The organism is Streptomyces afghaniensis (genome assembly GCF_044327915.1).
GTDB classification, from domain to species: domain Bacteria; phylum Actinomycetota; class Actinomycetes; order Streptomycetales; family Streptomycetaceae; genus Streptomyces; species Streptomyces afghaniensis.
In genome coordinates, this window is the sequence record NZ_JBIRGJ010000006.1 from 333,987 (window position 1) to 347,075 (window position 13,089).

The 13,089-nt window shown below is 66.1% G+C and carries 24 protein-coding genes; all 24 read left to right on the top strand.

The genetic code is table 11. From position 1 onward, the window contains the following. The first annotated feature begins 79 nt into the window (after positions 1-79). Positions 80-547 carry a hypothetical protein gene (locus ACH4G3_RS23980; protein ID WP_397626439.1) on the top strand — a complete coding sequence of 156 codons (468 nt, stop codon included), beginning with the start codon at positions 80-82 and terminating at the stop codon, positions 545-547. Positions 548-956: 409 nt separating this feature from the next. Further along, on the top strand, positions 957-1,265 hold the full coding sequence (gene rpsJ, locus ACH4G3_RS23985; RefSeq protein ID WP_003948644.1) for a 30S ribosomal protein S10: 309 nt from the start codon (positions 957-959) through the stop codon (positions 1,263-1,265). A gap of 17 nt (positions 1,266-1,282) precedes the next feature. Beyond that, positions 1,283-1,927: a 50S ribosomal protein L3 gene (rplC, locus tag ACH4G3_RS23990; RefSeq protein WP_010036739.1), complete on the top strand. Its 645-nt coding sequence runs from the start codon at positions 1,283-1,285 to the stop codon at positions 1,925-1,927. 4 nt (positions 1,928-1,931) lie between these two features. Next, on the top strand, positions 1,932-2,588 hold the full coding sequence (gene rplD / locus ACH4G3_RS23995; protein ID WP_020272644.1) for a 50S ribosomal protein L4: 657 nt from the start codon (positions 1,932-1,934) through the stop codon (positions 2,586-2,588). After that, a complete protein-coding gene (gene rplW / locus ACH4G3_RS24000) occupies positions 2,588-3,007 on the top strand; it encodes a 50S ribosomal protein L23 (RefSeq protein WP_020272643.1) in 420 nt (139 codons plus the stop codon). The genes rplD and rplW overlap by 1 nt, the downstream gene beginning before the upstream one ends. 38 nt (positions 3,008-3,045) lie before the next feature. Beyond that, positions 3,046-3,882 carry a 50S ribosomal protein L2 gene (gene rplB, locus ACH4G3_RS24005; RefSeq protein WP_037669203.1) on the top strand — a complete coding sequence of 279 codons (837 nt, stop codon included), beginning with the start codon at positions 3,046-3,048 and terminating at the stop codon, positions 3,880-3,882. Positions 3,883-3,894: 12 nt separating this feature from the next. Then, positions 3,895-4,176 carry a 30S ribosomal protein S19 gene (gene rpsS, locus ACH4G3_RS24010; RefSeq protein ID WP_010036728.1) on the top strand — a complete coding sequence of 94 codons (282 nt, stop codon included), beginning with the start codon at positions 3,895-3,897 and terminating at the stop codon, positions 4,174-4,176. Positions 4,177-4,220: 44 nt separating this feature from the next. Beyond that, entirely contained in the window at positions 4,221-4,568 is a 348-nt protein-coding gene (rplV, locus tag ACH4G3_RS24015) for a 50S ribosomal protein L22 (RefSeq protein WP_010036727.1), read from the top strand. Further along, positions 4,568-5,392 (top strand): 30S ribosomal protein S3, encoded by an 825-nt coding sequence (rpsC, locus tag ACH4G3_RS24020; RefSeq protein WP_086560684.1) that lies wholly within the window; start codon positions 4,568-4,570, stop codon positions 5,390-5,392. Before rplV ends, rpsC begins: the two co-directional genes overlap by 1 nt. Before the next feature lie 5 nt (positions 5,393-5,397). Next, entirely contained in the window at positions 5,398-5,817 is a 420-nt protein-coding gene (gene rplP / locus ACH4G3_RS24025; protein WP_004984526.1) for a 50S ribosomal protein L16, read from the top strand. Continuing rightward, a complete protein-coding gene (gene rpmC / locus ACH4G3_RS24030) occupies positions 5,817-6,041 on the top strand; it encodes a 50S ribosomal protein L29 (protein ID WP_010036720.1) in 225 nt (74 codons plus the stop codon). Before rplP ends, rpmC begins: the two co-directional genes overlap by 1 nt. Then, on the top strand, positions 6,041-6,328 hold the full coding sequence (gene rpsQ, locus ACH4G3_RS24035) for a 30S ribosomal protein S17 (RefSeq protein ID WP_010036717.1): 288 nt from the start codon (positions 6,041-6,043) through the stop codon (positions 6,326-6,328). Before rpmC ends, rpsQ begins: the two co-directional genes overlap by 1 nt. 186 nt (positions 6,329-6,514) lie before the next feature. Further along, positions 6,515-6,883 (top strand): 50S ribosomal protein L14, encoded by a 369-nt coding sequence (gene rplN, locus ACH4G3_RS24040; protein ID WP_003998823.1) that lies wholly within the window; start codon positions 6,515-6,517, stop codon positions 6,881-6,883. Between the two features lie 2 nt (positions 6,884-6,885). Beyond that, positions 6,886-7,209: a 50S ribosomal protein L24 gene (gene rplX, locus ACH4G3_RS24045; RefSeq protein ID WP_010036713.1), complete on the top strand. Its 324-nt coding sequence runs from the start codon at positions 6,886-6,888 to the stop codon at positions 7,207-7,209. Then, positions 7,209-7,766 (top strand): 50S ribosomal protein L5, encoded by a 558-nt coding sequence (rplE, locus tag ACH4G3_RS24050; protein ID WP_010036711.1) that lies wholly within the window; start codon positions 7,209-7,211, stop codon positions 7,764-7,766. The genes rplX and rplE overlap by 1 nt, the downstream gene beginning before the upstream one ends. A gap of 5 nt (positions 7,767-7,771) precedes the next feature. Then, positions 7,772-7,957 (top strand): type Z 30S ribosomal protein S14, encoded by a 186-nt coding sequence (locus ACH4G3_RS24055; RefSeq protein ID WP_003948630.1) that lies wholly within the window; start codon positions 7,772-7,774, stop codon positions 7,955-7,957. A 213-nt stretch (positions 7,958-8,170) separates the two neighbouring features. After that, positions 8,171-8,569, top strand: a complete 399-nt coding sequence (gene rpsH / locus ACH4G3_RS24060; protein WP_086601011.1) for a 30S ribosomal protein S8 — start codon at positions 8,171-8,173, stop codon at positions 8,567-8,569. 23 nt (positions 8,570-8,592) lie between these two features. Next, positions 8,593-9,132 carry a 50S ribosomal protein L6 gene (gene rplF, locus ACH4G3_RS24065; RefSeq protein WP_010036705.1) on the top strand — a complete coding sequence of 180 codons (540 nt, stop codon included), beginning with the start codon at positions 8,593-8,595 and terminating at the stop codon, positions 9,130-9,132. Positions 9,133-9,135: 3 nt separating this feature from the next. Further along, positions 9,136-9,519 carry a 50S ribosomal protein L18 gene (gene rplR / locus ACH4G3_RS24070; RefSeq protein WP_003992369.1) on the top strand — a complete coding sequence of 128 codons (384 nt, stop codon included), beginning with the start codon at positions 9,136-9,138 and terminating at the stop codon, positions 9,517-9,519. 43 nt (positions 9,520-9,562) lie between these two features. Continuing rightward, entirely contained in the window at positions 9,563-10,168 is a 606-nt protein-coding gene (gene rpsE, locus ACH4G3_RS24075; RefSeq protein WP_009190144.1) for a 30S ribosomal protein S5, read from the top strand. Positions 10,169-10,170: 2 nt separating this feature from the next. After that, positions 10,171-10,353 carry a 50S ribosomal protein L30 gene (gene rpmD, locus ACH4G3_RS24080; protein ID WP_003974250.1) on the top strand — a complete coding sequence of 61 codons (183 nt, stop codon included), beginning with the start codon at positions 10,171-10,173 and terminating at the stop codon, positions 10,351-10,353. A 2-nt stretch (positions 10,354-10,355) separates the two neighbouring features. Next, a complete protein-coding gene (gene rplO / locus ACH4G3_RS24085; protein ID WP_338782542.1) occupies positions 10,356-10,811 on the top strand; it encodes a 50S ribosomal protein L15 in 456 nt (151 codons plus the stop codon). A gap of 236 nt (positions 10,812-11,047) precedes the next feature. Next, positions 11,048-12,361, top strand: a complete 1,314-nt coding sequence (gene secY, locus ACH4G3_RS24090) for a preprotein translocase subunit SecY (protein WP_397626440.1) — start codon at positions 11,048-11,050, stop codon at positions 12,359-12,361. Next, positions 12,361-13,026 (top strand): adenylate kinase, encoded by a 666-nt coding sequence (locus tag ACH4G3_RS24095; protein WP_397626441.1) that lies wholly within the window; start codon positions 12,361-12,363, stop codon positions 13,024-13,026. The genes secY and ACH4G3_RS24095 overlap by 1 nt, the downstream gene beginning before the upstream one ends. The last annotated feature ends 63 nt before the right edge of the window (positions 13,027-13,089 follow it).

The following is a 13,089-nucleotide window of genomic DNA, read 5'->3' on the forward strand; positions in this document are numbered from 1 at the left end:
CCGAAGCACCGGCCGCAGACACTCCACACCACAGCGAGGCACTTTCATGGATCTCACAGGACACTCGACCGACTTCGTCGTGGACGCGTCGTTCCCCGAGGTCATGCGCCGTTTCGTGCGACTCGGCCAGCAGCGGTGGCCAGGGATGTTCCTGTACGGGGAACCGCTTGCGCCCGGCGTCCCTGCCGACTGGCAGTTGCCCGAACCGGAGGAAGACGGCCTCTCGGGCATCGTCACGTTCAGCTCTGGCCAGGCGATGGAGGATTTCTGGGAGGAACACGGCTACGCCCTCGACACCGAGGGGCAAGGGCCCTACGCCGTCTTCTACCGTCATCACGCGCAGCCGCTGCACGCGACGACGGTTTCCGGGGTCCATGCTTCATCCCCGGAGAACGAGGCAGCCGTCGAAGGGACGGGGCTCCTGCTGTCCGAGTACTACGCCGTCAGCATCGTCACGCCCGAGGATCCGGATACGGACCCGTTCTCCAGGAGTGTCGTCGATGACTTCCTGGCGTCCTTCGGCGAGCCCACGGCCGCCCCGGTTTGACCTACGTCACCCCCGGGGTATTCTCTCCGGCTCGATTGGCGTCCGCCATGCCCCGTATGGCAGACTGTCCGAGTTGCTCGGTCGAGTGTTGATGCTGCGCGCCTCCCGCCGGGGGGACCGGAAGCGAGTCCCACAGTACTCGTCGCCCTAACTGCCACACGGCAGCGCTGGGGCGGACGTACGGGAATCTTTCGGGAAGTGTCAGTGCGGCGCCGGCCAGGCACCCGGTGGGCTTTCGCCTCCGGCTCGCGGTACCGGAAGGGCCGTGTGCAATCCCGCAGGGATGTTCGAACAAGGGACATCTGTGTCAGCGGGAGCGCGACACGCCCGACCGCGTGGGTCGGAGAAGGAAGAGAAACGGAACCACCGGGTTCCAGAGCGTTACGAGAGACAGGACTACTGAGTAGCCATGGCGGGACAGAAGATCCGCATCCGGCTCAAGGCCTACGACCACGAGGTCATCGACAGCTCGGCGAAGAAGATCGTCGAGACGGTGACGCGTACTGGTGCGTCGGTCGCGGGCCCGGTGCCGCTGCCCACTGAGAAGAACGTGTACTGCGTCATCAAGTCGCCGCACAAGTACAAGGACTCGCGCGAGCACTTCGAGATGCGCACGCACAAGCGCCTGATCGACATCCTCGACCCCACCCCCAAGACCGTTGACTCTCTGATGCGACTCGACCTCCCGGCCGGTGTCGACATCGAGATCAAGCTCTGAGGCCGGTGATCTGAGAGATGGCTAAGCAGATCAAGGGCATCCTGGGCGAGAAGCTCGGCATGACGCAGGTGTGGGACGCGAACAACCGCGTCGTCCCGGTCACCGTCGTCAAGGCCGGCCCCAACGTCGTCACCCAGGTCCGTACGAACGATGTCGACGGCTACGAGTCCGTCCAGATCGCTTTCGGCGAGATCGACCCGCGCAAGGTGAACAAGCCCCTCAAGGGCCACTTCGCCAAGGCCGACGTCACCCCCCGTCGCCACCTCGTCGAGATCCGCACCGCGGACGCCTCCGAGTACACGCTGGGCCAGGAGATCACCGCTGAGGTGTTTGAGGCCGGCGTGAAGGTCGACGTGACCGGCAAGAGCAAGGGCAAGGGCTTCGCCGGTGTCATGAAGCGCCACAACTTCCGTGGCCTCGGCGCCGGACACGGCACCCAGCGCAAGCACCGCTCTCCCGGTTCCATCGGTGGCTGCGCCACCCCGGGCCGTGTGTTCAAGGGCCTCCGCATGGCGGGTCGCATGGGCAACGAGCGGGTCACCACCCAGAACCTGACCGTCCACGCCGTTGACGCGGAGAAGGGTCTGCTGCTCATCAAGGGCGCGGTTCCCGGTCCGAACGGCGGCCTCGTCCTGGTCCGCACCGCGGCCAAGGGGGCCTGAGGTAATGAGCACTGTTGACATCCTTTCGCCGGCGGGCGACAAGGCCGGTTCCGTCGAGCTCCCCGCGGAGATCTTCGACGTCGAGAAGGTCAGCATTCCGCTGATCCACCAGGTCGTCGTCGCGCAGCTGGCCGCTGCCCGCCAGGGCACGCACAAGACCAAGACCCGTGGCGAGGTCCGCGGCGGTGGCAAGAAGCCGTACCGCCAGAAGGGCACCGGTCGCGCCCGTCAGGGTTCGACCCGCGCGCCGCAGTTCGCCGGTGGTGGCGTCGTGCACGGTCCCGTGCCGCGTGACTACTCGCAGCGGACGCCCAAGAAGATGAAGGCTGCCGCGCTGCGTCACGCCCTCACCGACCGGGCCCGTCATAACCGCATCCACGTCGTCTCCGGCGTGGTCGAGGGTGAGACGCCGTCCACGAAGGCCGCCAAGAGCCTGTTCGGCAAGATCAGCGAGCGCAAGAACCTGCTCCTGGTCGTCGACCGCGCCGACGAGGCCGCGTGGCTGTCCGCCCGCAACCTGCCCCAGGTCCACATCCTGGAGCCGGGCCAGCTGAACACGTACGACGTTCTCGTCTCGGACGACGTGGTCTTCACCAAGGCCGCTTTCGAGTCCTTCGTCGCCGGCCCGAAGGCCAACGACACCGAAGGGAGCGAGGTCTGATGGCCATCCGTCACCCCGCTATCGCCTCGAAGGCCGCGAAGAAGGCCAAGGAGGCTCGCGTCAAGAAGGCGCGTCGCCACGCCACCGAGGGCAAGAACACCGTCGAGACCCCGCTGAGCAAGTCCTTCACGGACCCCCGTGACGTGCTGCTCAAGCCGGTCGTCTCGGAGAAGAGCTACGCGCTCCTCGACGAGGGCAAGTACACCTTCATCGTCGACCCGAGCGCCAACAAGACCCAGATCAAGCAGGCCGTCCAGGCGGTCTTCTCGGTCAAGGTCACCGGGGTCAACACGATCAACCGCCAGGGCAAGCGCAAGCGGACCCGCACGGGCTTCGGCCAGCGCGCGTCCACCAAGCGCGCGATCGTGACCCTCGCCGAGGGCGACCGTATCGACATCTTCGGCGGTCCGACCGCGTAAGCGGTCAGGATCGTCCGGAATCGGACGAGGACTGAGAAATGGGTATCCGCAAGTACAAGCCGACGACTCCTGGCCGTCGTGGCGCCAGCGTCGCCGACTTCGTCGAGGTCACGCGGTCCACGCCGGAGAAGTCGTTGGTCCGCCCCCTGCACAGCAAGGGTGGCCGTAACAACTCCGGTCGTGTGACCGTCCGCCACCAGGGTGGTGGCCACAAGCGCGCCTACCGCGTGATCGACTTCCGTCGTCACGACAAGGACGGCGTGCCGGCGAAGGTCGCGCACATCGAGTACGACCCCAACCGCACCGCGCGCATCGCGCTGCTGCACTACGCGGACGGCGAGAAGCGCTACATCCTCGCGCCGCGTGGCCTGTCGCAGGGCGACCGCGTCGAGAACGGTCCCGGGGCCGACATCAAGCCGGGCAACAACCTGGCCCTGCGCAACATCCCGGTCGGTACCACGCTGCACGCCATCGAGCTGCGTCCGGGCGGCGGCGCGAAGTTCGCCCGCTCCGCCGGCGCCTCGGTGCAGCTGCTCGCGAAGGAGGGCCAGATGGCCCACCTGCGCATGCCGTCCGGTGAGATCCGCCTGGTCGACGTCCGCTGCCGCGCCACCGTCGGCGAGGTCGGCAACGCCGAGCAGAGCAACATCAACTGGGGCAAGGCCGGTCGCAAGCGCTGGCTGGGCGTCCGCCCGACCGTGCGTGGTGTGGTCATGAACCCGGTTGACCACCCGCACGGTGGTGGTGAGGGCCGTACCTCCGGTGGTCGCCACCCGGTGTCCCCGTGGGGCAAGAAGGAAGGCCGTACTCGTTCGCCCAAGAAGGCGTCGAACAAGTACATCGTCCGCCGCCGCAAGACGAACAAGAAGCGCTAGGAGCGGGTTTAGATGCCGCGCAGTCTCAAGAAGGGGCCCTTCGTCGACGACCACCTGATCAAGAAGGTGGACGCCCAGAACGAAGCCGGCACCAAGAACGTCATCAAGACCTGGTCCCGCCGCTCGATGATCGTCCCGGCCATGCTCGGCCACACGATCGCGGTGCACAACGGCAAGACCCACATCCCGGTGTTTGTCACCGAGTCGATGGTCGGCCACAAGCTCGGCGAGTTCTCGCCGACGCGCACCTTCCGGGGTCACGTCAAGGACGACCGGAAGTCGAAGCGCCGCTAGTCAGCGGGGTGTGAATGATCATGACAGACACTGAAGGGACAACCATGGAAGCCAGGGCCCAGGCGCGGTACATCCGCGTCACGCCCATGAAGGCCCGCCGCGTGGTGGACCTCATCCGTGGCCTGAACGCCACGGAGGCTCAGGCGGTCCTGCGTTTCGCCCCGCAGGCCGCGAGCGTGCCGGTCGGCAAGGTGCTGGACAGCGCCATTGCCAACGCCGCGCACAACTACGACCACACCGATGTCGACAGCCTCTACATCTCCGAGGCCTACGTCGACGAGGGCCCGACCCTGAAGCGGTTCCGTCCGCGTGCCCAGGGCCGTGCCTACCGGATCCGCAAGCGGACCAGCCACATCACCGTGGTCGTCAGCAGCAAGGAAGGAACCCGGTAATGGGCCAGAAGGTAAACCCGCACGGGTTCCGGCTCGGCGTTACGACCGACTTCAAGTCGCGCTGGTACGCCGACAAGCTGTACAAGGACTACGTCAAGGAAGACGTCGCCATCCGTCGGATGATGACGTCCGGCATGGAGCGCGCCGGCATCTCCAAGGTCGAGATCGAGCGCACCCGTGACCGTGTGCGTGTGGACATCCACACCGCTCGTCCGGGCATCGTCATCGGCCGCCGCGGCGCCGAGGCCGACCGCATCCGCGGTGACCTCGAGAAGCTCACGGGCAAGCAGGTCCAGCTGAACATCCTCGAGGTCAAGAACCCCGAGACCGACGCTCAGCTGGTCGCCCAGGCCGTCGCCGAGCAGCTCTCCTCCCGCGTCTCCTTCCGCCGCGCCATGCGTAAGAGCATGCAGTCGGCGATGAAGGCCGGCGCCAAGGGCATCAAGATCCAGTGCGGTGGCCGCCTCGGTGGCGCCGAGATGTCCCGCTCGGAGTTCTACCGCGAGGGCCGCGTGCCCCTGCACACGCTCCGCGCGAACGTGGACTACGGCTTCTTCGAGGCCAAGACGACCTTCGGCCGCATCGGTGTGAAGGTCTGGATCTACAAGGGCGACGTCAAGAACATCGCCGAGGTCCGCGCCGAGAACGCCGCTGCCCGTGCGGGTAACCGCCCGGCCCGCGGCGGTGCCGACCGCCCGGCCCGTGGTGGCCGCGGTGGCGAGCGGCGCGGTCGCAAGCCGCAGCAGGCTGCCGGCGCCGAGGCCCCCAAGGCCGAGGCTCCCGCGTCCGCCGCTCCGGCTGAGAGCACCGGAACGGAGGCCTGACCGAAATGCTGATCCCCCGTAGGGTCAAGCACCGCAAGCAGCACCACCCCAAGCGCAACGGCATGTCCAAGGGTGGCACGCAGGTTGCGTTCGGCGAGTACGGCATCCAGGCGCTGACCCCGGCCTATGTGACGAACCGCCAGATCGAGGCCGCTCGTATCGCCATGACGCGTCACATCAAGCGTGGTGGCAAGGTCTGGATCAACATCTACCCGGACCGCCCCCTCACCAAGAAGCCCGCCGAGACCCGCATGGGTTCCGGTAAGGGTTCGCCGGAGTGGTGGGTGGCCAACGTCAAGCCCGGACGCGTGATGTTCGAGCTGTCGTACCCCAACGAGAAGATCGCGCGCGAGGCCCTGACCCGTGCGGCTCACAAGCTGCCGATGAAGTGCAAGATCGTCAAGCGCGAGGCAGGTGAAGCGTGATGTCGGCCGGTACCAAGGCGTCCGAGCTGCGCGAGCTGGGCAACGAGGAGCTCCTCAACAAGCTCCGCGAGGCCAAGGAAGAGCTGTTCAACCTCCGCTTCCAGGCGGCGACGGGCCAGCTCGAGAACCACGGTCGGCTCAAGGCCGTCCGCAAGGACATCGCGCGGATCTACACCCTGATGCGTGAGCGCGAGCTGGGCATCGAGACGGTGGAGAGCGCCTGATGAGCGAGAGCAACGTGACTGAAGAGACCAAGACGGACCGCGGTTTCCGCAAGACCCGTGAGGGTCTGGTCGTCAGCGACAAGATGGACAAGACCGTCGTCGTCGCCGTCGAGGACCGCGTCAAGCACGCGCTGTACGGCAAGGTCATCCGCCGTACGAACAAGCTCAAGGCGCACGACGAGCAGAACGCCGCCGGCGTCGGCGACCGGGTTCTCCTGATGGAGACCCGCCCGCTCTCGGCGACGAAGCGCTGGCGCGTCGTGGAGATCCTCGAGAAGGCGAAGTAACCAAGCGGGGGCGCAAGCTCCCTGCTGACCCCCGCCGGGGGCGGCCATGCGGCCCCCGGCGTGGGTTTTCGCCCGCAGAGGCTTAAGTAATTCCTTCGGGGGCTACCCCGCAGGACAGTTCCGCCAGGCTCGCAGGTGCGTCCCGAAAGGGCCCTGCGGGAACCGGCAGACAACCAGGAGATAGACGTGATCCAGCAGGAGTCGCGACTGCGTGTCGCCGACAACACGGGTGCGAAGGAGATCCTCTGCATCCGTGTGCTCGGCGGCTCCGGTCGCCGCTACGCGGGTATCGGTGACGTCATCGTCGCCACCGTCAAGGACGCGATCCCCGGTGGCAACGTGAAGAAGGGTGACGTCGTCAAGGCGGTCATCGTTCGCACCGTCAAGGAGCGCCGCCGTCCGGACGGCTCGTACATCCGCTTCGACGAGAACGCCGCCGTCATTCTGAAGAACGACGGCGACCCTCGTGGCACCCGTATCTTCGGCCCGGTCGGCCGTGAGCTGCGCGAGAAGAAGTTCATGAAGATCATCTCCCTCGCGCCGGAGGTGCTGTGAGCATGAAGATCAAGAAGGGCGACCTGGTCCAGGTCATCACCGGTAAGGACAAGGGCAAGCAGGGCAAGGTCATCGCGGCCTTCCCCCGCGAGGACCGTGTCCTGGTCGAGGGTGTCAACCGGGTCAAGAAGCACACCAAGGCCGGTCCGACGGCTCGCGGTTCGCAGGCCGGCGGCATCGTCACCACCGAGGCGCCGATCCACGTCTCCAACGTCCAGCTGGTCGTGGAGAAGGACGGCAAGAAGGTCGTGACCCGCGTCGGTTACCGCTTCGACGACGAAGGCAACAAGATCCGCGTTGCCAAGCGGACGGGTGAGGACATCTGATGACGACCACCACCACTCCGCGCCTGAAGCAGAAGTACCGTGAGGAGATCACGGGCAAGCTGCGTGACGAGTTCAAGTACGAGAACGTCATGCAGATCCCCGGTCTCGTGAAGATCGTGGTCAACATGGGTGTGGGCGACGCCGCCCGCGACTCCAAGCTGATCGAGGGCGCCATCCGCGACCTCACCACGATCACCGGTCAGAAGCCGGCCGTCACCAAGGCCCGCAAGTCCATCGCGCAGTTCAAGCTGCGTGAGGGCCAGCCGATCGGTGCCCACGTCACGCTCCGTGGCGACCGCATGTGGGAGTTCCTGGACCGCACCCTGTCGCTCGCGCTGCCGCGCATCCGCGACTTCCGCGGCCTGTCCCCCAAGCAGTTCGACGGCCGTGGCAACTACACCTTCGGTCTCACGGAGCAGGTCATGTTCCACGAGATCGACCAGGACAAGATCGACCGCGTCCGGGGTATGGACATCACCGTGGTCACCACGGCGACCAACGACGCTGAGGGCCGCGCGCTCCTCCGTCACCTCGGCTTCCCCTTCAAGGAGGCGTGAGCGAGATGGCGAAGAAGGCTCTGATCGCGAAGGCTGCTCGTAAGCCCAAGTTCGGCGTACGTGGCTACACGCGCTGCCAGCGCTGTGGTCGTCCGCACTCCGTGTACCGCAAGTTCGGCCTGTGCCGCGTGTGCCTTCGTGAGATGGCTCACCGTGGCGAGCTGCCGGGCGTGACCAAGAGCTCCTGGTAATCCCCCCAATCAGGGATTAGCAGGGCTCTCGGTAAGCATCTGGGGCGGCAGGACGTCCAGCTCACATGCCTTAGGCTTGTGGGGTTGGGCGTCTGCCGCCGCCCTTACGACTTACTACGCCGTAGGTCCACCGCGCCGCACCCGTCCCGTCTCGGATCGGGGAGAGGGATGGCGCACCAGGAAACCCCGGCGAGAGAGGCCGAAGGCCAATTCATGACCATGACTGATCCGATCGCAGACATGCTGACGCGTCTGCGGAACGCGAACTCGGCATACCACGACACCGTGGCGATGCCGCACTCGAAGATCAAGTCGCACATCGCGGAGATCCTCCAGCAGGAGGGCTTCATCACGGGCTGGAAGGTCGAGGACGCCGAGGTCGGCAAGAACCTCGTCCTGGAGCTGAAGTTCGGCCCCAACCGTGAGCGCTCCATCGCGGGCATCAAGCGGATCTCCAAGCCCGGTCTCCGGGTGTACGCGAAGTCCACCAACCTGCCGAAGGTTCTCGGCGGCCTGGGCGTGGCCATCATCTCCACGTCCCACGGTCTCCTGACCGACAAGCAGGCGCAGAAGAAGGGCGTGGGTGGGGAAGTCCTCGCCTACGTCTGGTAGTTCGGGAACGGAGGAGAGACACAATGTCGCGTATCGGCAAGCTCCCCATCCCGGTTCCCGCCGGCGTGGACGTCACCATCGACGGCCGTACGGTCGCGGTCAAGGGCCCCAAGGGCGAACTGACCCACACCGTCATCGCGCCGATCGACATCGCCAAGGCCGAGGACGGCACCCTTCAGGTGCTGCGGCCCAACGACGAGCGGCAGAGCAAGGCCCTGCACGGCCTGTCCCGCACGCTGGTGGCGAACATGATCACCGGTGTGACCCAGGGATACGTCAAGAAGCTCGAAATCAGCGGTGTCGGCTACCGCGTCGTGGCGAAGGGCTCCAACCTGGAGTTCTCCCTCGGCTACAGCCACCCGATCCTGGTCGAGGCCCCCGAGGGCATCACCTTCAAGGTGGAGTCCCCGACCCGTTTCTCGGTCGAGGGCATCGACAAGCAGAAGGTCGGCGAGGTTGCGGCCAACATCCGCAAGCTGCGCAGGCCCGACCCGTACAAGGCCAAGGGCGTCAAGTACGAGGGCGAAGTCATCCGCCGCAAGGTCGGAAAGGCGGGTAAGTAAGCCATGGCATACGGACAGAAGATCCTTAAGGGCGACGCCTACAAGCGCGCCGCGATCAAGCGCCGCCACATCCGGATCCGTAAGCACATCAACGGTACGGCGGAGCGTCCGCGTCTGGTCGTTACCCGCTCGAACCGCCACATCGTGGCCCAGGTGATCGACGACATCAAGGGTCACACCCTGGCGTCGGCGTCCACCCTGGACAGCTCGATCCGCGGTGGCGAGGGCGACAAGTCCGCGCAGGCCAAGCAGGTCGGCGCCCTGGTCGCCGAGCGCGCCAAGGCCGCCGGTGTCGAGGCCGTCGTGTTCGACCGTGGTGGTAACCAGTACGCGGGGCGCATCGCCGCCCTGGCGGACGCCGCCCGCGAGGCCGGACTCAAGTTCTGAGTCCTGGTTCCGTAGCTAGCGGAGACAGAGAGAGGTAATTCCAATGGCTGGACCCCAGCGCCGCGGTGGCGGTGCCGGTGGCGGCGAGCGGCGGGACCGGAAGGGCCGTGACGGCGGCGCAGCTGCCGCCGAGAAGACCGCGTACGTTGAGCGCGTTGTCGCGATCAACCGCGTCGCCAAGGTTGTGAAGGGTGGTCGTCGCTTCAGCTTCACCGCGCTGGTCGTGGTGGGCGACGGTGACGGCACCGTGGGTGTCGGATACGGCAAGGCCAAGGAGGTGCCGGCCGCCATCGCCAAGGGCGTTGAGGAGGCCAAGAAGCACTTCTTCAAGGTCCCGCGTATCCAGGGCACCATCCCGCACCCCATCCAGGGTGAGAAGGCTGCCGGCGTCGTCCTGCTCAAGCCCGCGTCGCCCGGTACCGGTGTTATCGCCGGTGGTCCGGTGCGTGCCGTGCTCGAGTGCGCCGGTATCCACGACGTGCTGTCGAAGTCGCTCGGCTCCGACAACGCGATCAACATCGTGCACGCCACCGTGGAGGCCCTGAAGGGCCTGCAGCGTCCCGAGGAGATCGCGGCCCGCCGTGGTCTGCCCCTCGAGGACGTCGCTCCCGCGGCTCTCCTGCGTGCGCGTGCCGGGGCGGGTGCGTAATCATGGCGCAGCTCAAGATCACGCAGGTCAAGTCCTACATCGGCAGCAAGCAGAACCACCGTGACACCCTGCGCTCCCTTGGTCTCAAGGGGATCAACACGCAGGTCGTCAAGGAGGACCGCCCCGAGTTCCGCGGCATGGTGCACACCGTCCGCCACCTCGTGACGGTCGAGGAGGTCGACTGATCATGGCGGAGAACAACCCGCTCAAGATCCACAACCTCCGTCCCGCCCCGGGCGCCAAGACCGCCAAGACCCGTGTCGGTCGTGGTGAGGCGTCGAAGGGTAAGACGGCCGGTCGTGGTACCAAGGGTACGAAGGCCCGCTACCAGGTTCCGGAGCGCTTCGAGGGTGGGCAGATGCCCCTCCACATGCGTCTCCCGAAGCTGAAGGGCTTCAAGAACCCGTTCAAGACCGAGTACCAGGTCGTGAACCTCGACAAGCTGGCCGCCCTCTACCCCGAGGGTGGCGAGGTCACCGTCGAGTCGCTGGTGGCCAAGGGCGCTGTTCGCAAGAACAGCCTCGTCAAGGTCCTCGGCCAGGGCGAGATCTCCGTGGCGCTGCAGGTGACGGTCGACGCCGTCTCCGGCTCCGCCAAGGAGAAGATCACCGCCGCCGGCGGTTCCGTCACCGAGCTCGTCTGAACACCACAGGCGTCTCGATGACCTGAGCGATCCCGACCGGGGATACCCCAACATATGGGGTATCCCCGGTTGGTCGTTCCTAGGGCGGCAGTCTCGCCGGTAAGGTGGCCTGCACTGCCCTCTTTTCACAGGGTGCTGCACTTCGGGCACTCTGAGCGGCAGTTGCCCGTTACTTATTCGTCGAACCTCAAGACCGTCACCCTTGACGCAGTTGCGCGGGGGTCGCAGGAGGCACCGTGCTCACCGCGTTCGCCCGGGCGTTCAAGACGCCCGACCTGCGCAAGAAGCTGCTCTTCACGCTCGGCATGATCGTGATCTACCGGGTCGGTACGCACGTCCCGATCCCGGGTGTCGACTACCGGAACGTCCAGACCTGTATCGACGCCGCTCAGGCCAACCAGGGCTTGTTCGGTCTGGTGAACATGTTCAGCGGCGGCGCGCTGCTCCAGATCACGATCTTCGCGCTGGGCATCATGCCGTACATCACGGCGAGCATCATTCTGCAGCTGCTGACCGTGGTGATTCCGCGCCTGGAAGCCCTGAAGAAGGAGGGCCAGGCCGGTACGGCGAAGATCACGCAGTACACCCGTTACCTGACGGTGGCCCTCGCCATCCTTCAGGGCACCGGCCTCGTCGCCACCGCCCGCAGTGGCGCACTGTTCTCCGGGTGCCCGGTGGCCAGCCAGATCGTCCCCGACCAGTCGATCTTCGTCACCATCACCATGGTCATCACCATGACCGCCGGTACGGCGACCGTGATGTGGCTCGGCGAGCTCATCACCGACCGCGGCATCGGCAACGGCATGTCGATCCTGATGTTCATCTCGATCGCCGCCACCTTCCCGTCCGCCCTGTGGGCCATCAAGGAGCAGGGCTCCCTGGCCGGCGGCTGGATCGAGTTCGGCACGGTCGTCGCGGTCGGTCTCGTCATGATCGGCCTGGTGGTCTTCGTCGAGCAGGCTCAGCGCCGCATTCCGGTCCAGTACGCGAAGCGCATGATCGGCCGCCGTTCCTACGGCGGCACGTCGACGTACATCCCGCTGAAGGTCAACCAGGCGGGCATCATCCCTGTGATCTTCGCCTCGTCGCTGCTCTACATTCCGGCGCTGATCGCACAGTTCGCCGGCGGAAACTCCGGCTGGAAGGTCTGGATCGAGAAGAATCTTGCGCTGCCGGACGCCCCGGCGCACATCGTTCTCTACTTCTTCCTGATCATTTTCTTCGCCTTCTTCTACGTGGCCATCTCCTTCAACCCCGAGGAAGTCGCCGACAACATGAAGAAGTATGGTGGCTTCATCCCGGGCATCCGGGCTGGCCGACCGACCGCTGAGTACCTTTCGTACGTGCTCAACCGGATCACCTGGCCGGGTTCGCTGTACCTGGGGTTGATCGCTCTCGTGCCGACGATGGCGTTGGCTGGTTTCGGGGCAAACCAGAACTTCCCGTTCGGCGGGACCAGCATCCTGATCATCGTGGGTGTCGGTCTCGAGACGGTGAAGCAGATCGAGAGCCAGCTCCAGCAGCGCAATTACGAAGGGTTCCTCCGCTGATGCGTATCGTCCTCGTCGGGCCGCCGGGTGCCGGTAAGGGAACGCAGGCCGCGTTCCTGGCCAAGAACCTGTCGATCCCGCACATCTCCACGGGCGACCTGTTCCGGGCCAACATCAGCCAGCAGACGGAACTCGGCAAACTGGCGAAGTCCTACATGGACGCGGGCAATCTCGTGCCCGACGAAGTCACCATCGCGATGGCGAAGGACCGCATGGAGCAGCCGGACGCCGAGAACGGCTTCCTGCTGGACGGCTTCCCCCGCAACGTCTCCCAGGCCGAAGCGCTCGACGAGCTGCTCGAGACCGAGAGCATGCAGCTCGACGCGGTGCTGGACCTGGAGGTCCCCGAGGACGAGGTGGTCAAGCGGATCGCCGGCCGCCGCATCTGCCGCAACGACTCCGCGCACGTCTTCCACGTGACGTACAAGCAGCCGGCCCAGGAGGGCGTCTGCGACGTCTGCGGCGGCGAGCTGTACCAGCGGGACGACGACTCCGAGGAGACCGTCCGCAAGCGGCTGGAGGTCTACCACACGCAGACCGAGCCGATCATCGACTACTACAAGGCGCAGGGCCTGGTGGTCACGATCTCGGCGCTCGGCAAGGTGGAGGACGTCACGACGCGCGCCATGGAGGCGCTCAAGCGTGGTGACGAGGACGGCAAGTAGTCGTTCGCATGCAGCTACGGCCGCGGTTCCCGTCGGGGACCGCGGCTGCTGTGTGGGTGGGGC